A 17,402-nucleotide genomic window follows, 5' to 3' on the forward strand; every position below is an offset into this window, starting at 1 on the left:
CCAACTACTTTTGCTAAATGTTGAACTGTAATATCTGCCATACTTCTTTCTCCAGAGAGTTTATTGCTTACTCAGCGAACCAAGGTTCACGTGCTTTCATAATTAATGTTGTCGCACGCTCTTCATCAATACTTGCTATTTCGAGTAGTTCATCGGTTGCTAAATTAGCTAAATCTTCCATTGTGACAATTTCTTTGCTCGCTAATTTAAAGGCTAACTCACGATCCATCCCTTCCATATTAAGAAGGTCTTTGGCTGGCTCATGTTCTTCTAAGACTTCTTCAGAAGCAATTGCTTTTATTAAGTAAGCATCCTTAGCACGTTGTTGCAGCTCTTCAGCAATATCTTCATCAAATTCTTCAATATCAGTTAGATCATCTAAATCTGCGAAATTTATTTCTTCAATTGAGGTGTAACCCTCTTGCACTAAAATGAGTGCAACATCTTCATCAACATCAAGATCAAGCATTAATTGTTGAGCATAACCATCTGCTTCTGATGAATTTTGCTCATCTGCTTGCGTCTCGCTCATCACATTAAGCTTCCAGCCAGTTAACTCACTTGCCAAACGAACATTTTGTCCACCTCGACCAATTGCCTGCGAGAGACTATCGTCTTTAACTGACACATCCATGCTGTGTTTATCTTCGTCCACGACAATCGCAACCACTTCAGCTGGCGACATCGCATTAATCACGAACTGCGCTTCGTTTTCATCCCAAAGAATAATATCTACACGTTCACCTGCCAGTTCATTTGATACTGCTTGAACTCGTGAACCACGCATCCCAACACAGGCACCCACAGGGTCTAGACGTTGGTCTCGTGTACGAACGGCTATTTTTGCTCTTGAACCTGGGTCACGCGCAGCCCCCAAAATTTCAATTAAACCGTCTCCTACTTCAGGCACTTCTAGTTTAAAAAGCGCTGTTAGTAATTCTGGTGCGCTTCTTGAAACCGTCAGCTGCGGACCACGTGTTACTTCTTCTACTGACTTTAAGTAACCACGAATCCTATCGCCTGTTCTAACGGGCTCCCTTGGAATCATTTCTTCACGTGGAATAATGGCATCCGCTGTCCCTTCTAGATCTACAAACACATTACCACGCTCAATACGCTTAATGACGCCTGTGACCAGCTCGCCTACTTTATCTTTATAAAGTTCGTATACTTTTCTTCGTTCAGCTTCTCTAACTTTTTGAACAATCACTTGCTTTGCAGCCTGCGCACCAATTCGGCCAAAGTCAGCCGACTCAATTGGCTCTTCTATAAAGCTACCCACTTCTAAAGTTGGGTCTTTTTTCTGTGCATCTTCCAGTAGAATTTGAGCATCTGGGTTTTCTAAACCATTTTCAAAATCAGGGTCAGCTTCAACAACCTCCCATTGACGGAAAGATTCATAATCCCCACTCACGCGATCAATAGCTACACGCACTGCAATGTCGTCACGGTATAGTTTTTTCGTTGCCATCTCTAAAGCAGCTTCAATTGCTTCAAAAAGAACACTACGATCAATTTCTTTTTCGTTAGAAACAACGTCTACAACCATTAAAATTTCTTTATTAGCCATCTTTAACCCTGAAATATTTTTTAATAATTAACTACTAACCTAGCTTTCTTTATGAGAGAAAACGGAATTTCTATTTCCTCGTCATCAACATGTAAGTGCACTGTCTCACCTTTCACTTCTAGAATTTCGCCTGTAAACCGACGTTGCCCTTCAAGTGTTGATTGACGCAACTCCAATTTGACTGTTGATCCTTTAAAGCGTTCAAAATGAGCCAACTCAAATAATGGACGCTCCAAACCAGGCGATGAAACTTCAAGCCTGTATTGCCCTGTTATTGGGTCTTCAACATCCATAATACCGCTAATTTGATGACTCACTTTAGAACAGTCATCCACCATAATTCCTTTTTCCGAATCGATATAAACCAATAAAGTCGCCGCCTTACCTTGCCCGGTAAACTCCGCACCAACAAACTCATAACCAAGCCCAGTAACTGCGGGCCTAATCAACTCTAATATTTTAGCGGGTGCTTGATTCATCTCTATCCATCACGTACAAAAAAAGGGCCAAAGCCCCATTCAACACTTTAATTTTTGCCTTAAATCTTTAGTCTTATTTAGATTCATAAGGGGCCAAACAAAAATACCCCAAATGGGGTACCGTATATTCATTGGTAGCGGGGGCAGGATTTGAACCTACGACCTTCGGGTTATGAGCCCGACGAGCTACCAAACTGCTCCACCCCGCGTCCATTTAAGAGAAGAATAATACTGGATTTAGCTTTCTTTTACAATCACTATTAACGTTTTATTTACTGTTTTTAATTCTTCGTTTTAAAGCAAGCCTGTTAATACGTATAAACAGCCGGCAGACATCAGCCCTGCCAATAGATCATCGGCCATAATACCGAGGCCACCTTTTACTTTTGTATCTAACCAATTAATGGGCCAGGGTTTCGCAATATCAAATAGACGAAATAAAACAAACCCCAGTATTACGTTTTGCCAACTAAACGCCACCCAATACATTGTTAGTAAATAACCAGCAATTTCATCCCAGACAATACCACCATGATCATGCACACCAATATCATCCGCCGCCTTACCACATATCCACACACCTGAAACAACGACCAATATCAACGCCGCTGCATAACCATTTTCAAAAAACTTGATTAGTACATAATAAAAAGGAATCGCCACTAATGTTCCCATCGTGCCGGGTGCTTTTTTAGATAACCCAGAACCAAACCCAAAAGCCAACATTTGCACAGGGTTAGCTAATAATTGTTTAAATGACGGGGTTTTATCAGCTCGCAAAATGATCGTACCCCTTATTAAGCGTAAATATTTTTCCGTTTTTCACTTCGACTCTCAAGCCCGCCTCTTTCTCAATAACACCAATTTTTGTAATGTCATACTTATGTAATTTACTTAATTCATCAGCATTTAGGTTCGAGGGTAATGTAAAGCATAACTCATAATCATCACCTGTCGAATAAGGCCATAAATCGTCACTCAGCTTACTTGCATGTTGGCGAACGGACTCAGTCACAGGTAAGCACTCATCCCATACGCTTGCCCCAACACCGCTTGCTTTAAGTAGGTGACTCAAATCTGCAGACAAGCCATCTGAAACATCAATACAAGATGTCGCTACATTGAGCAGCTCGCGCCCTAATGCCACTTGAGGATTTGGCTTTAAATATGAACCCAGTTCTGAGTCCATCATGTTGAGATAACCCTGGCGGGCTTTTTCTAAGCCTAAGCCGGCGCTACCAATATGACCGGACACATAAATATCATCACCAACGTTTGCGCCTGAACGCATCAATCGTTGCTGTTTAGGTAATAGACCCATCACATTCACTGTAATAGAAAGGGGGCCTCGAGTAGTATCACCGCCTATTAACTGTAACGAATATCGATCAGCCAATTCAAAAAAACCTTTTGCAAACGATGCAAGCCAAGCTTTATCTATTGCTGGTAGTGTAATCGCTAACGAGGCCCATGCTGGGGATGCCCCCATCGCGGCTAAATCACTTAGGTTAACAGCCAGCACTTTATGCCCTAACAATTCTGGTTCACTATTCGCTAAGAAATGTACATTTTCAACCAGCGTATCCGTGCTAACAGCTATTTGTTTATGGCTAGGCACATCGATTACAGCACAATCATCCCCGATACCTAGCACTAAGGATTCGTTAGGGCCACCTGCTCTTGAGGCAAAGAACTCTTCAATAATCGAAAACTCGGGGGACGACATCTTGCAAGGTTAACCGGTTTTTTTCTTGCCTTTTGATTTTGCGTTTATTTCAACGGCTCGACTTTTTTGCGCTAATTTGTCCATGATGCTATTTACATAAGCATGACTTTTTTCAGAACCAAATTTTTTCGCCAAGTTTATCGACTCATTAATAGCCACTCGGTACGGTACTTCTGGCTTGTAAAATAGCTCATATGCACCCAAGCGTAAAACAGCCTTTTCAATGGGATCAATCTTTTCTAAATTTCGCGTAGTGAACTCACTAATTGCTTCGTCTAACTCACCCAGTTTATCAACGACACCGATCAATAGGTGCTCAAAATAGGCTGTTTGATATTTAGGCGTTTCTGAGTCTTCTTCAAATTGTTTACAAATTTCATTAAGGTTTTGACCCGTAATTTGCCACTGATACAAAGCTTGTAACGCGACTAATCTTGCATTGCTTTTTGGTGAACTCATTCGGCGTCTATCACCTTAAGCACATTAACCATTTCAATGGCCGCAAGGGCCGCTTCTGCCCCTTTATTTCCAGCCTTTGTGCCCGCACGTTCTATCGCTTGCTCGATAGAGTCAACTGTTAACACACCAAACGTAACAGGGATATTCGCTTGCAATGACACAGTGGCTAGGCCTTTGGTGACCTCGGCTGAAACATATTCAAAATGTGGCGTACCACCGCGAATAACCGCGCCCAAACCAATGATTGCATCGTAATTTTGCTTCGCTGCTAGACGTTGCGCTGCCAAGGGCATTTCAAATGCACCAGGTACTTTGACAATATCAATGTTTTTAATATCCGCACCATGTCGAACTAATGTATCAATTGCACCGCCTTCTAGTTGGTCAACAATAAAACTATTAAAACGCCCCACCAATAAGCAGAAACGTGCATCACGCACGACCATATTCCCTTCTATTACCTTTGCATCTGACATATAAAACCCTTGTTATGTGTACGTATAAACTTAAATTTAAAGAACCATTTGTATCGTTCGAAAAGCGCTTAAGCTGCTGCACTCTTCATTTATCAGCAACTTAATCTAATGGCACATGCTCAACAATCTCAATATCAAAACCAGTCAGTCCTGAATATTTCGTTGGCGTACCAAGCAATTTTAAGTTTTTAATACCGAGCGCTGTTAAAATTTGACAACCTACACCCACTTCTCTTGAGTCAACCAAGGGTTGTGGCGCCAAATTAGACACCCCTTTTTCTTTTAATTCTTGCTCGTGAATAAACTCAACAATCGATTGATTATCTTCTTTATTACGAATTAAAATCAACGCACCTCGCCCTTCAGCAACAATCTTTTGCATCGCACTTGGCAAGGGGTAATGATCACTCTCTTTCGCGTGTAATAAGTCGGCTAATGTGCTTTTTGCATTAATTCGAACCATTACTGGCTCATCTGTGTTGACATCACCATACGTTAAGGCCAAATGCAGCTTATTATCTATTTCATCTTGAAAAGCATGAAGTCTGAAATCACCGTATTTAGTCGGATAATGGCAACTACTGACAAGCTCTATCGTTTTTTCATTTTGTATACGGTAATGAATTAAGTCGGCAATCGTCCCCATTTTTAATTCATGTTTTTCAGCAAAAACGCTCAAATCTGCTCGTCTTGCCATCGTTCCATCATCATTTAATATTTCCACAATAACAGCAGCAGGCTCTGCACCTGCCAGACGCGCAAGGTCACAGCCAGCTTCAGTATGCCCTGTACGATTTAAAACCCCACCCGGTTGCGCCATCAGCGGGAAAATATGCCCCGGCTGAACAACATCGGTTGGCTTTGCAGTTGGATTAACCGCGGCTAAAATAGTTTTTGCACGATCAGCCGCTGAAATACCGGTAGTTACGCCTTCGGCCGCTTCAATTGACACCGTGAAATTGGTTGAGTAGGCTGCTTGATTATCATTAACCATTAACGGCAACCTTAATTGCTGGCAACGCTCACGCGTTAACGTTAAGCAAATCAAACCGCGGCCATAACTCGCCATAAAGTTAATGTCTTGCGGGCGCACATGCTCAGCAATCATTAGCAAGTCACCTTCATTTTCACGATCTTCATCGTCCATTATGATGACAATTTTGCCTTGCTTTAGGTCATCAATAATTTCTTGAGTCGTATTCATAAGTATTTTTAGTTGGTCAGTGGCACGTATTGTAGCCGATTCAACTCAGTTTCTTTTCAGATTATTTAACAAAGCCACTGCTTTCAAGTAATTTTTTATAATCAACTGATGACGAGTCCTGCGCATCCCCCATCATTAAGCGCTCTATGTAACGCGCAATAACGTCTACTTCAAGATTCACTGAATCGCCAATTGTTCGCTGGCCTAATGTTGTCATCTCTAACGTGTGCGGCACAATATTAACGGAAAACGAAGAATCATCCACGCTATTCACCGTTAAGCTAATACCATCAATACAAATGGAGCCTTTTTGCGCAACATAACGAGCTAATTGTTTAGGCATACTAAAACGAAAACGAACTGAACGTGCATCGGTTTTGCGCTCAAGCACCTGCCCAACCCCATCAACGTGGCCACTAACCATATGCCCACCTAAGCGAGTGTGTGCTTGTAACGCACATTCCAAATTAACCGCCGTACCGACTGTTAGTGCCCCCATCGTTGTTGCCGATAATGTTTCATTTGAAACATCCGCAACAAACTGGCCTGCCGCCAATTCAATGGCCGTTAAACAGACACCATTAACAGCAATACTGTCACCAAGCTGTGCATCATTCAAATCTAAATGAGCTGTAGCAACCGTCAAGCGCACATCACCTTGCTGTTGTTCAATACGCTTAATTTCACCAACTGCTTCGATAATTCCAGTAAACATTTAGCCTTCCCTTTTAACCCGATAAGTTAATTTAATATCGCTATCAAGCTCATGCATACCCACATAGTGTAGTTGAACTCTATCTGACAACGTTGATACTTGAGGCATAGAAAAAGCACCTCTTGCATCCGACCCTAAGGCACTTGGCGCCATATAAATGATTAACTCATCAATAATACCTGCTTGCAACAGTGCACCATTTAACAATGCACCGGCTTCAACCATTACACTATTAATATCCTGCGACCTTAGCCACTCATGAACGGCGTATAAATCAACTTGTCCCTGAGCATCGGCAGCAATCACCTGCACAGTACAGCCAGCTTGCTGCAAAGCCGTCATAGCGTCTTGATTATTACTACAGGTTAAAATAGTGACCTTAACGTTCGACTTAAAAATACGAGCATTCACTGGGGTTTTTAACTGCGAATCTAGAATAACTCGATGCGGTTGCTCTACCGCTATATGCTCCAAACCATCTCTCGCTGTTAACTGGGGGTCATCAGCAAGGATTGTTCCTACCCCTGTTAAGACAATATCACTTTCAGCACGTAGCTGATGTACATCCTTTCTCGCCGCTGCTCCTGTTATCCATTGGCTTTCGCCCGATGCCATCGCTGTTTTACCGTCCAGACTCATTGCCACTTTACTAAAAATATACGGCTGGCCTGTAGTCATCCTATGATAGAACGCTTGATTTAGCGCTATTGCTTGCTCTTCAAACAAGCCAACAGCCACCTCAATACCTGCAGCCTGAAGTTTAGCAACACCTTGCCCGGACACAATAGGATTAGGGTCTTGCATAGCAATAACCACGCGAGATACCCCCGCGTTAATTAAACCATCAGCACACGGTGGTGTTCTGCCATGGTGGCTGCAAGGCTCTAATGTCACATACGCAGTTGCACCTTTCGCTGCTGCAGCAGCACTCTGTAACGCATATACTTCAGCATGTGGTTCGCCAGCTTTTTTATGCCAACCTTCAGCAATAACGTGCCCCTCGTCAACAATAACACAGCCGACACAAGGGTTTGGTTTTGTGCTGTACCTACCAAGCGCCGCCAGTTCAAGCGCTCGGTTCATATGGCGTTGATCATTAGACGTAAACGTCATAGCATCATATTATTTTTTGCTAACAACGGCTGATAACATCAGCTGTTCGCTTTTATCTTCTTTTTCAAGCTCATCAATTACTTTTCTAAATTCATTGATGTCTTCAAAACTTTTATACACAGACGCGAAACGAACATAAGCAACATGGTCTAGGTTTCCTAGTTCTTCCATCACCAGCTCACCAATTTTCATCGAGGGGACTTCGCGCTCGCCCAGTGACAGCAGGCTTTTTTTGATGCGACTCAAAGCAGCATCAATATCTTCGCTGCTAACAGGCCGTTTCTCTAACGCACGCAATACCCCGACACTAAGCTTTTCTTCCCAAAAGGGCTCGCGAACACCATTACTCTTCACTACCCTCGGCAGATTCAGCTCGGCTGTCTCAAAGGTGGTAAACCGCTCTTTACATGCTTGGCATTCACGACGCCTACGCACGCTATCCCCTTCACCCGCTAAGCGCGAGTCAATAACACGTGTATCACTGTCATTACAAAAGGGGCATTGCATATGGCTTAAACCTTAATCTGCGTAAACAGGTAAACGTAAACAAATGGCCAATACTTTTTCCTTAACCGCTTGTTGAACGCTTTCGTTTTCAATGTCATCAAGAATGTCACACATCCAACCAGCAAGGTCTTTGCTGTCTTGTTCGCTAAAGCCGCGTGTTGTAATTGCTGGCGCACCTAAACGAATACCACTGGTCACAAAGGGTGACTGAGGGTCATTCGGTACAGAGTTTTTATTAGTCGTGATGTTCGCCGCTTCTAGGGCTGCTTCAGCTGCTTTACCGGTTAAGCCTTTGTCGATTAAATCAACCAAGAACAAATGATTGTCTGTACCACCTGACACGATGTTATAACCACGTGCGATAAAGGTATCGGCCATCGCACTAGCATTGACTTTAACTTGTTTTTGGTAAGCTTTAAATTCAGGTGACAACGCTTCTTTAAAGGCCACTGCTTTCGCTGCAATCACATGCATCAGTGGGCCGCCTTGAGTACCTGGAAAGACCATTGAGTTTAATTTTTTCTCAATCTCAGGATTGGATTTGGCCAAAATTAAACCACCACGTGGGCCACGTAATGTTTTATGTGTGGTTGATGTAGTAACATCAGCAATCCCTACTGGGCTTGGGTATTCACCCGCCGCCACTAAACCGGCAACATGCGCCATATCTACAAATAAATACGCACCAACAGAATCCGCAATATCACGGAATTTTTGCCAGTCCATTACACGAGAATACGCAGAAAAACCGGCTACAATCATTTTAGGTTTATGTTCGTTTGCCAGTGCTTGAATTTCTTCATAATCTACCTCGCCGGTTACTTCATTTAAGCCGTATTGAACGGCATTAAATATTTTGCCCGAGAAGTTTACTTTAGCTCCATGCGTGAGGTGCCCACCGTGTGCCAAACTCATCCCTAAAATGGTATCGCCTGCTTGTAAAAGTGCGAAATAAACTGCTGCATTGGCTTGTGAGCCCGCATGAGGTTGCACATTGGCATAATCTGCACCAAACAACTCTTTAACACGGTCAATAGCTAACTGCTCAGCAATATCCACATACTCACAACCACCATAATAGCGTTTACCTGGATAGCCTTCTGCATACTTATTAGTCAACATAGAACCCTGCGCCTGCATCACACGAGGACTCGCGTAGTTTTCAGATGCGATCAGCTCAATATGGTCTTCTTGGCGTTGCTCTTCTTGTTGAATAGACGCCCAAAGTTCGTCATCAAATCCTTCAATGGTCATGCGCTTGTTGTACATTTAGTTTCCTCGTGCCGTTTCCAACGTCGTTAATTAAATAAAAAAGCGAATTCTACATCATATTGTGGTTACAAGGCTATTTTTAGCAGAAAGCACACAAGAACTTTGAAAAACCAACACCAATTGGCATCCTAAAGCCTGATCAACGCATGCTCAAGTTCTTTAATGTATATTATTAACATCATAAACTACCGGACCAATGTTGTATGAGAACGGCCTACATCACGCATGCTGATTTAATTAAACATGACATGGGGGATGGACACCCAGAAAGGTCAAGTCGCCTATATGCCATTCAAGATCAATTAAAACACCAACAGCTTTGGGACCTTTTAGAGCATATTGAGGCGCCAAATGTCGAGCAAGCCGCTTTATTGCGAGTTCATAGCCAGCAACACCTTGAATATATAGTTGATAACGCCCCTGGCAGCGGGCAAGCGCTCTTTCAAATCACCCCTGATACGCTAATGAACGAACATAGCCTAGACGCTGCGCTAAAAGCTGCAGGCGCAGGCACCACTGCGGTTGACCTTATTATGGACAAGCAAATAGAAAATGCTTTTTGTGCTGTTCGGCCACCGGGGCACCATGCGGAAAGGTCCAAATCAATGGGCTTTTGTTTTTTCAACAATATTGCTGTTGCGGCTGCACACGCTCTTGAAAAACACACACTAGATCGTATTGCCATTGTTGACTTTGATGTCCACCAAGGTAATGGCACACAGGAAATTTTTGAGGCAGATGATCGCGTGCTATTTTGCTCAAGCTATGAGCACCCTCTGTTTCCATTTTCTAATCGCCCGAGCATCCCCAACAAGCTCATTAACACGCCTTTAAAGTCAGGCTCAACAGGGGCAGAGTTCCGCGCTCAGGTACAACAACATTGGTTACCCGCCTTACATGCTTTTAAACCACAGTTTATTTTTATATCGGCCGGCTTTGATGCACACTGGGAAGATGATATCGCGACCCTGTGTTTTCAAGATCAAGACTTTGCTTGGGTAACACAGGAAATCATAGCGATTGCACGGCGCTACTCGCACAATCGCATTGTTTCTGTACTCGAAGGCGGTTACGCACTAAAAGCATTGGGACGTAGTGCCGAACAACACATACGTGCTTTAATGCAACTGAGCTAAATCAACTGTTTGACGCTTCGCGATTTAATAACAGCTTCACCGTCACCACCCCGGGTTCATTATGCTGACTTTGCATCGTAAAGCCGGCTCTTTTACACAGATCTAGCATGACTTTGTTTTCTGCCAACACTGAACCATACACCTCCTTAAGCCCTCTTGATTCGGCGTAATGAATAATCCTCTTCAACAATAACGTACCCAAGCCTTGTCGGCCAACGACATGATTAACAATTAAAGAAAACTCAGCCCTTGGTTCAAATGCCTCTGATATTAAGCGCACCACGGCGTACAGCTTCCAGTTTTTTTGTGTTCTTGGGTCCGTTATAACCAACGCCATTTCACGGTCATAATCAATTTGCGAAAAACGTGCTGCCATGGGGTGACTCATCGTCTTTATTGCATTAAAAAATCTAAACCGTATCTCTTCTTTGGTTAACTGATTAAAGTTTTCTATCAGCGCCGGTTCATCCTCTGGTCTCACCGGTCTCAATTCGTAGGTTTTACCGGACGCAAGCGTTATTTTCTCTTCAAGATCATGTGGGTAAGGGTGTATAGCCAGCCTGTTCGTCTTCACCTCACTTTTTATAGAAATACGTATGCGGGCATCGAGCGCAACAACACCCTGACTATTAACCAGCAACGGATTAACATCCAACTCAACTAAGCGATCAAAATCCACAACTAATTGAGAGAGTTTAATCAGTGTTAACAAAAGCGCATCCATATCAACAGCTTCTCGATCACGATAACCTTTTAGCAGATGATAAATTTTCGTCCTCGCCACCATATCTTTTGCTAACTTAAGGTTCAATGGAGGCAAGGCTAGCGCTTTATCGTTATACACTTCAACCGCTGTACCCCCCTGACCAAACATTAAAACCGGGCCAAATGTTGGGTCATTTAACACACCTAAGATCACCTCATGCGCGTCTTTATAATTAGCCATATTTTGAACAAAAAAGCCTTCTATTTGCGCATCTGGCCGACGATGTTGAACCGTATTTTGAATATCCAGTACGGCTTGTTTTACCGCTGCCTCACTCGCCAAGTTCAGCGCAACGCCTTGAACATCTGATTTATGAAGAATATCGGGAGAAAATATTTTTACCGCCACTGGGTACCCAAGCTCTGTCGCAAAACTGACAGCCTCTTCGGCTGTCGTAGCCAGGCGTGTTGTTACCGTCGGAATACCATAGGCTGCCAACACCTGCTTTGCTTCCATTTCATTAAGCCATTCGCGCTTTTTCGCTACCGCTTTGTCAACAATAGACTGTGCTGTCTTAACGTCAAACTCTAAATCTTCTGTCAGCGCGGGCGGTGTTTCCATCAAAATTTTCTGGTTTTGACGATAATGTACTAAATACATAAATGAATTAACCGCCGATTCAGGCGTTGCATAACTCGGAATACCTCGCTCAGCAAACAAGGAACGACTTGCTTCGGCGGTTGCACTACCCACCCAACTGGTGAGCACACATTTTTTACCTGTTGCAGCAATATCAGCCACAACCTTCGCTATATCAATGCTTGATGAAACAGCCGTCGGACAATTCAAGACCAATATCGCACCAATATTTTCATCCTCTTGAAGAACACCCAAGGCGGCAGCATAACGGTCTGGTCCAGCATCACCAATAATGTCGATAGGGTTTGCACCCGACCATGTTTTTGGCAACACCTTATCAAGCTTTTGTTTGCTGACATCTGACAGCTGCGCTAACACCCCACCTGATTGAACCAATGCGTCTGTTGCCAATACACCCATACCACCACCATTTGTCAAAATGGCTAAGCCACTCTTATCCAGTGGTTTAACCGATGTCAGTGATGCAGCAGCATAAAAAAGCTCACTCATCCCATTGACCCTAAGTAATCCTGAACGATCAAAAACAGCTTGATAGACATCGTCAGAACCTGCCATTGCCCCCGTATGAGACGCTACTGCTTTACTGCCCGCATCTGAGCGGCCCACTTTCAGCACAACAATCGGCTTCGTCCTAGAGGCGGCCCTTGCTGCTGAAATAAAGCGCCTCGCATGCTGAACCGATTCCATGTAAATAACAATAGCTTCCGTTTCTGAGTCCATTGACATTGCATCTAAGACCTCTCCAAATGTAATATCAGCCATATCCCCCAGCGACACTAAATGAGAAAAACCGATACCGCGACCACATGCCCAGTCAATAATCGAGGTTAACATGGCGCCTGATTGAGAAATGACACCAATCTTTCCTTTGTTAGGCATTAAATGGCTAAAACTCGCATTTAATTTGTTAATCGGTGAGATAACCCCTAAACAATTCGGCCCTATAATTCTCACATTATATTGACGCGCCTCTTTCAACATTTGCGCCTCAAGATCTTTACCACCGGTGCCATTGCCTTCAGAAAACCCAGCGGTAATGACAACAACACTTCTTGTCCCTTTTTGCCCTAGTTCAGCAATTAACCCCGGTACAGTCTTAGGTGGTGAAACAATAACCGCTAAATCCGCTGCAGATTCAAGTTCATCTACCGAGGCACTACAAGGAAGGTCGAGTACACGTTTATACTTAGGGTTAACAATACTGATATTGCCTTTCGCCATACCGCCAGACAATAAGTTTTGAACAATGATCTTACCGAGTGAGCCATCACGTGAACTGGCGCCGATAACAACAATTGTTTGAGGAGCAATAAAGCTCGACATTCTGTTTTCAGTCATGTTCCTTCCTTAAAATAAAATTATTTGTGCAATGCAATATAATAAGATTGTAATACGCATTTATCTAATTTATAAGAAAAAACCACCTATATCGCTACCTAATCTGATATTTACGCCTATAACGCCATCCAATCATTGTATAAAATATCTATCAATAACTATGCGCGCCAACTCGCCATTAAACGAGCCGCGCCATAAACGATTAATACACGTTTAACTATGTTTACTACCCTTAGAACAAGTCTTATTTAAATAATAAACGGATTACAAATGGCTCAATACATCTACACCATGAACGGCGTTAGTAAAGTCGTTCCCCCAAAACGTAAAATTCTTACTGATATTTATTTATCGTTTTACCCCGGCGCTAAAATTGGTGTTTTGGGTCTAAATGGCTCAGGTAAATCGACCCTGCTAAAAATTATGGCTGGGTTAGACACCGAAATAGAGGGCGAAGCGCGCCCACAGCCAGGCATTAAAATTGGCTACCTCGCCCAAGAACCGCAATTAGACGAAAGCAAGGACGTACGCGCTAACATTGAAGGAGCGTTAGGTGACCTCACCAATGCTCAAGCTGAATTAGACGCTGTATATGCCGCTTATGCCGAGCCCGATGCTGACTTTGACGCCCTAGCAAAAAAACAGGCCGAGTTAGAAAACATCCTGCAAGCTGGTGATGGCCACGACACCGATCGCACCATGGAAATTGCCGCAGATGCCCTACGCCTACCGCCATGGGATGCCGATGTTAGCAAACTATCAGGGGGTGAAAAACGCCGCGTTGCGCTGTGTAAATTATTACTTTCAAAACCCGATATGTTGCTGCTTGATGAACCAACCAACCACTTAGATGCTGAATCTGTGGCATGGTTAGAACGCTTCTTGCACGATTTTACCGGTACCGTAGTTGCCGTTACCCATGACCGTTATTTTTTAGATAACGTTGCCGGGTGGATTTTAGAACTCGATCGCGGACGCGGCATTCCTTGGGAAGGCAATTACTCATCATGGTTAGAACAAAAAGACGCACGACTAGAGCAAGAACAAAAAGCCGAAGCCTCGCAAAAACGTTCCATTAAAAAAGAGCTAGAATGGGTGCGTTCAAACCCGAAAGGCCGCCATGCTAAAAGCAAAGCACGTATGGCACGCTTTGATGACTTGCAATCCAAAGAGTTCCAAAAACGCAGCGAAACACAGGAAATTTACATACCACCCGGCCCACGCTTAGGTGATTCGGTGATAGAAGCCGTTAATATCAGCAAAGCCTTTGGTGACCGCGTGTTATTCGACAACCTAAACTTTAATCTGCCACAAGGTGGCATCGTGGGGATTATTGGTGCCAACGGCGCAGGTAAATCCACCCTATTCAAAATGATGGGCGGGTTAGAAGAACCCACCAGTGGTGATATTAAGATAGGTGAAACCGTAAAACTCGCCTACGTAGACCAATCACGCGAAAACTTAGACGACAACAAAACCGTATTCGAAGAAATATCAGAAGGTAACGACATGATTACCGTTGGCACCTATGAAACCCCATCACGCGCTTATGTTGGACGCTTTAACTTTAAAGGATCTGACCAACAAAAACGCATGGGCGACCTATCCGGTGGTGAACGTAACCGTGTGCATTTAGCTAAAGTACTGAAAGAAGGCGGCAATGTCTTACTGCTCGATGAACCAACAAACGACCTAGACATTGAAACCCTACGCGCATTAGAAGAAGCCCTACTCAGCTTCCCTGGTTGCGCCGTAGTCATCTCGCATGATCGCTGGTTCTTAGACCGCATAGCCACCCACATGCTTGCCTTTGAAGGCGATAGTAATGTAGTCTGGTTTGAAGGTAATTATGAAGAATACGAAGCCGATTTAAAACGTCGATTAGGTGCTGAAGCAGATCAACCTAGAAGGCTTAAATATAAGAAGTTGGCAGGATAGAAAAATTTATTCATGGGGCTATCGAATATCAATTTGATTGACCCTATGATTTCGCATCATAATCACAATAAAAAAAAAGATAATCAATGCTCAACTCATCTAAAAGCCGTCAAATAATCTATGCTTTATTTGCTTTAGCGGGCGTCACGTTAACGTCGTATTTTAATATTCAATATATGCTTGAACAGGGTGGATTTTCACTTAGTCATTTTATTCATCAGGCCTATATTAATAATGCCTCAAGCTCTTTAACCAATGATGTGCTGGTTATCTGGGGCGCTTTTATTGTTTGGTCATTTGTTGAAGCTCGCCGCCTCTCAATGGCTCGATGGTGGGTGTATATTCTACTAACAGCTACCGTTGCAGTCGCTTTTGCAGTACCCGTTTTTCTATTAATGCGCGAGCGACGCTTAGCAGAGATAAATATCGATTGATGATAAAGACTGCCCAGCTGTTTAAAACCAAGGCTAGACGCAAAAACGGGGCAACCTTGTCGGCTTAAATATAAGAAGTAGGCGGGTTACATGAAGAATAAAAGAGTAGCGTCCCATTAAACCCTGGTTGAGCACTCTAATGATTTAGACATTAAAACCATACGCGCACTAGAAGCCCCACTCAGCTTCCTTGGTTGCACCGTAGTAATCTCACATGATCATTGATTCCTAGACAGAATCGCCACCCACATGCTTGACTTTGAAGGCGACAGTAACATGCTATTTTTTAAGGCAATTATGTAGAACATGAGGCGGATTTAAAACGTCCGTTGGGTGCTTAAGCAGACCAACCTAGGCGACTTTAAGTATAAGAAGTTCGCGGGGTGACAAGTCCAATTATTAGGTTAGGCAATATCAAGTTCTTGCTTACCCGTAATTTCACATTAAGTTGACCGCCCTACTAATTTTCAACTCTTTAGTATTGCTTAAACGTAAAAGCCACCTCAAAAGAGGTGGCTTTTATAAATCAGATAAAACTTAACAATATTAAGCTTGAAGTTTACGACGCAAGCCTAAGAAACCTAATAAAGCAGGCAAGAACATTAAGGCAGCAGCTGGAATTGGAACAGCAGAAACTGACTCTTTGTAGGTCAAGTTGTCAAAAATAACCCAATCACCAGCACCACTTAAAGTAACCTTAGCCATATCATTATTAAGTAGACCAAAAAACATAGGTGAACAACAAGAAGTTGAAGCTGTTACGCTTTCAATTAAATTATCTAAGCTATCGAAAGCTGAAAACGTCCATGAATTATTATACGCACCACCCCAAATACCAAAAGCATCTACAGCGTTATCAAAGATGATAGAAAACGAAGTTGGTGTTCCACCAGCGTTCTGTAAAGCATAACCATCGACACCAAAACTTGTCGTATTAAAGTCATTAGAAATCGTCATATCCCCACCATTTCCAACAATGGTTGCACCTGAAACTGATAGCGAACTGTAGTCCCCTAAACCGATTGAATTGAAGGTTTCAACTGTTGCTCCGTCTAATGCAGAATTTGTTGATGAAGTAATGAGCGCTGAATTAGCTGAAAAAGAAGCAACACAACCTAAAATAATACTTAGAATAGTAATTTTTTTCATAATATTTCCTTATATTTTTGTAGAAGTTCGAACCTAAATTTGAAAATTAATTTGTGACACACTTCGCAGTATACTTTGGCACGCATTACAGATCAAGGGAGGAGTGACACACAGAAAAAATGAACTAAAGGGGGCGCTACCCTTAAATCGCACCCTTAAATTCAACTGGAAGACCTAGTATCTAAAATTAAATAAAAAAAATAGGGTCAGGTCTTGCAATCACGCATTTCTATTTTTCAAATTACTCGACGAAATCAAGGGGCGGTCAGCTTAATTTCTTCAAAAATAAGCTTCCCTTTACTCCCAACTTAGCTTTAACGCTTTGATTTTTAAAAGACTTGAATTTACGTACGTTTAGGCGTACGCTTAGCTTGGAGGTAAAATATTATGACCATATTAAATGTTACTGAAGCTAGATCTAAACTGTACAGTCTTATAGATGAGACTACTGAAACACACCAACCTGTCATCATTACAGGAAAAAGAGGTAATGCCGTTTTAGTGGCAGAAGAAGACTGGA

At 42.8% G+C, this 17,402-nt stretch carries 17 protein-coding genes, 1 tRNA gene and 1 pseudogene; 5 read left to right on the top strand and 14 right to left on the bottom strand.

Annotated elements, in window-relative coordinates:
* Positions 1–67 precede the first annotated feature (67 nt).
* From nusA to glyA, 12 genes are all read right to left on the bottom strand, one after another.
* Positions 68–1,570 (bottom strand): transcription termination factor NusA, encoded by a 1,503-nt coding sequence (nusA, locus tag KUG63_RS04060; RefSeq protein ID WP_287554147.1) that lies wholly within the window; start codon positions 1,568–1,570, stop codon positions 68–70.
* Positions 1,571–1,590: 20 nt separating this feature from the next.
* The gene (rimP, locus tag KUG63_RS04065) at positions 1,591–2,049 is read right to left on the bottom strand and encodes a ribosome maturation factor RimP (RefSeq protein WP_015006385.1); all 459 of its coding nucleotides are present in this window, start codon (positions 2,047–2,049) and stop codon (positions 1,591–1,593) included.
* Between the two features lie 132 nt (positions 2,050–2,181).
* Positions 2,182–2,258 (bottom strand) — tRNA-Met (locus KUG63_RS04070).
* A gap of 85 nt (positions 2,259–2,343) precedes the next feature.
* The gene (locus KUG63_RS04075) at positions 2,344–2,829 is read right to left on the bottom strand and encodes a phosphatidylglycerophosphatase A (protein ID WP_287554148.1); all 486 of its coding nucleotides are present in this window, start codon (positions 2,827–2,829) and stop codon (positions 2,344–2,346) included.
* Positions 2,819–3,775, bottom strand: coding sequence for a thiamine-phosphate kinase (thiL, locus tag KUG63_RS04080; protein ID WP_015006387.1), 957 nt, complete (start codon positions 3,773–3,775; stop codon positions 2,819–2,821). The genes KUG63_RS04075 and thiL overlap by 11 nt, the downstream gene beginning before the upstream one ends.
* A gap of 9 nt (positions 3,776–3,784) precedes the next feature.
* Positions 3,785–4,234, bottom strand: coding sequence for a transcription antitermination factor NusB (gene nusB, locus KUG63_RS04085; RefSeq protein ID WP_015006388.1), 450 nt, complete (start codon positions 4,232–4,234; stop codon positions 3,785–3,787).
* Positions 4,231–4,710 carry a 6,7-dimethyl-8-ribityllumazine synthase gene (gene ribE / locus KUG63_RS04090; RefSeq protein WP_015006389.1) on the bottom strand — a complete coding sequence of 160 codons (480 nt, stop codon included), beginning with the start codon at positions 4,708–4,710 and terminating at the stop codon, positions 4,231–4,233. Before ribE ends, nusB begins: the two co-directional genes overlap by 4 nt.
* 100 nt (positions 4,711–4,810) lie before the next feature.
* A complete protein-coding gene (ribBA, locus tag KUG63_RS04095; protein ID WP_015006390.1) occupies positions 4,811–5,914 on the bottom strand; it encodes a bifunctional 3,4-dihydroxy-2-butanone-4-phosphate synthase/GTP cyclohydrolase II in 1,104 nt (367 codons plus the stop codon).
* A gap of 61 nt (positions 5,915–5,975) precedes the next feature.
* Positions 5,976–6,629: a riboflavin synthase gene (locus KUG63_RS04100; RefSeq protein WP_015006391.1), complete on the bottom strand. Its 654-nt coding sequence runs from the start codon at positions 6,627–6,629 to the stop codon at positions 5,976–5,978.
* The gene (gene ribD, locus KUG63_RS04105; protein ID WP_287554152.1) at positions 6,630–7,742 is read right to left on the bottom strand and encodes a bifunctional diaminohydroxyphosphoribosylaminopyrimidine deaminase/5-amino-6-(5-phosphoribosylamino)uracil reductase RibD; all 1,113 of its coding nucleotides are present in this window, start codon (positions 7,740–7,742) and stop codon (positions 6,630–6,632) included.
* A gap of 9 nt (positions 7,743–7,751) precedes the next feature.
* Entirely contained in the window at positions 7,752–8,249 is a 498-nt protein-coding gene (nrdR, locus tag KUG63_RS04110) for a transcriptional regulator NrdR (protein WP_015006393.1), read from the bottom strand.
* Positions 8,250–8,261: 12 nt separating this feature from the next.
* Complete coding sequence (gene glyA / locus KUG63_RS04115; RefSeq protein WP_015006394.1) at positions 8,262–9,518, bottom strand: serine hydroxymethyltransferase; 1,257 nt, start codon at positions 9,516–9,518, stop codon at positions 8,262–8,264.
* 206 nt (positions 9,519–9,724) lie between these two features.
* Between glyA and KUG63_RS04120 the strand changes: the two genes are divergently transcribed.
* Positions 9,725–10,657: a histone deacetylase family protein gene (locus KUG63_RS04120; protein WP_016389992.1), complete on the top strand. Its 933-nt coding sequence runs from the start codon at positions 9,725–9,727 to the stop codon at positions 10,655–10,657.
* Between the two features lies 1 nt (position 10,658).
* Here the strand turns inward: KUG63_RS04120 and KUG63_RS04125 are convergent, their stop codons facing one another.
* The gene (locus tag KUG63_RS04125) at positions 10,659–13,361 is read right to left on the bottom strand and encodes a bifunctional acetate--CoA ligase family protein/GNAT family N-acetyltransferase (protein WP_287554155.1); all 2,703 of its coding nucleotides are present in this window, start codon (positions 13,359–13,361) and stop codon (positions 10,659–10,661) included.
* 270 nt (positions 13,362–13,631) lie between these two features.
* On the opposite strand from KUG63_RS04125, the gene ettA reads away from it, so the two are divergent.
* The 3 genes and pseudogenes from ettA to KUG63_RS04140 form a co-directional block, all read left to right on the top strand.
* Positions 13,632–15,299, top strand: a complete 1,668-nt coding sequence (ettA, locus tag KUG63_RS04130; protein WP_287554157.1) for an energy-dependent translational throttle protein EttA — start codon at positions 13,632–13,634, stop codon at positions 15,297–15,299.
* A gap of 86 nt (positions 15,300–15,385) precedes the next feature.
* A complete protein-coding gene (locus KUG63_RS04135; RefSeq protein WP_016389990.1) occupies positions 15,386–15,733 on the top strand; it encodes a DUF2834 domain-containing protein in 348 nt (115 codons plus the stop codon).
* 123 nt (positions 15,734–15,856) lie between these two features.
* Positions 15,857–16,074: pseudogene (locus KUG63_RS04140) on the top strand (energy-dependent translational throttle protein EttA); the annotation flags it as partial.
* A gap of 205 nt (positions 16,075–16,279) precedes the next feature.
* Here KUG63_RS04140 and KUG63_RS04145 read toward each other — a convergent pair.
* Positions 16,280–16,882: a VPLPA-CTERM sorting domain-containing protein gene (locus tag KUG63_RS04145; RefSeq protein WP_287554160.1), complete on the bottom strand. Its 603-nt coding sequence runs from the start codon at positions 16,880–16,882 to the stop codon at positions 16,280–16,282.
* Between the two features lie 387 nt (positions 16,883–17,269).
* On the opposite strand from KUG63_RS04145, the gene KUG63_RS04150 reads away from it, so the two are divergent.
* Positions 17,270–17,402 (top strand): type II toxin-antitoxin system Phd/YefM family antitoxin (locus KUG63_RS04150; RefSeq protein ID WP_287554162.1); only part of this gene is annotated, 133 nt, incomplete at its 3' end.

It is taken from the genome of Cycloclasticus sp., assembly GCF_019090545.1.
GTDB lineage: Bacteria > Pseudomonadota > Gammaproteobacteria > Methylococcales > Cycloclasticaceae > Cycloclasticus > Cycloclasticus pugetii.

Excerpts from the sequence above, each read along its gene's own strand:
- nusA (WP_287554147.1), bottom strand. The coding sequence starts at position 1,570 with ATGGCTAATAAAGAAATTTTAATGGTTGTAGACGTTGTTTCTAACGAA.
- rimP (WP_015006385.1), bottom strand. The coding sequence starts at position 2,049 with ATGAATCAAGCACCCGCTAAAATATTAGAGTTGATTAGGCCCGCAGTT.
- thiL (WP_015006387.1), bottom strand. The coding sequence starts at position 3,775 with ATGTCGTCCCCCGAGTTTTCGATTATTGAAGAGTTCTTTGCCTCAAGA.
- nusB (WP_015006388.1), bottom strand. The coding sequence starts at position 4,234 with ATGAGTTCACCAAAAAGCAATGCAAGATTAGTCGCGTTACAAGCTTTG.
- ribE (WP_015006389.1), bottom strand. The coding sequence starts at position 4,710 with ATGTCAGATGCAAAGGTAATAGAAGGGAATATGGTCGTGCGTGATGCA.
- ribBA (WP_015006390.1), bottom strand. The coding sequence starts at position 5,914 with ATGAATACGACTCAAGAAATTATTGATGACCTAAAGCAAGGCAAAATT.
- KUG63_RS04100 (WP_015006391.1), bottom strand. The coding sequence starts at position 6,629 with ATGTTTACTGGAATTATCGAAGCAGTTGGTGAAATTAAGCGTATTGAA.
- ribD (WP_287554152.1), bottom strand. The coding sequence starts at position 7,742 with ATGACGTTTACGTCTAATGATCAACGCCATATGAACCGAGCGCTTGAA.
- nrdR (WP_015006393.1), bottom strand. The coding sequence starts at position 8,249 with ATGCAATGCCCCTTTTGTAATGACAGTGATACACGTGTTATTGACTCG.
- glyA (WP_015006394.1), bottom strand. The coding sequence starts at position 9,518 with ATGTACAACAAGCGCATGACCATTGAAGGATTTGATGACGAACTTTGG.
- KUG63_RS04120 (WP_016389992.1), top strand. The coding sequence starts at position 9,725 with ATGAGAACGGCCTACATCACGCATGCTGATTTAATTAAACATGACATG.
- KUG63_RS04125 (WP_287554155.1), bottom strand. The coding sequence starts at position 13,361 with ATGACTGAAAACAGAATGTCGAGCTTTATTGCTCCTCAAACAATTGTT.
- ettA (WP_287554157.1), top strand. The coding sequence starts at position 13,632 with ATGGCTCAATACATCTACACCATGAACGGCGTTAGTAAAGTCGTTCCC.
- KUG63_RS04135 (WP_016389990.1), top strand. The coding sequence starts at position 15,386 with ATGCTCAACTCATCTAAAAGCCGTCAAATAATCTATGCTTTATTTGCT.
- KUG63_RS04145 (WP_287554160.1), bottom strand. The coding sequence starts at position 16,882 with ATGAAAAAAATTACTATTCTAAGTATTATTTTAGGTTGTGTTGCTTCT.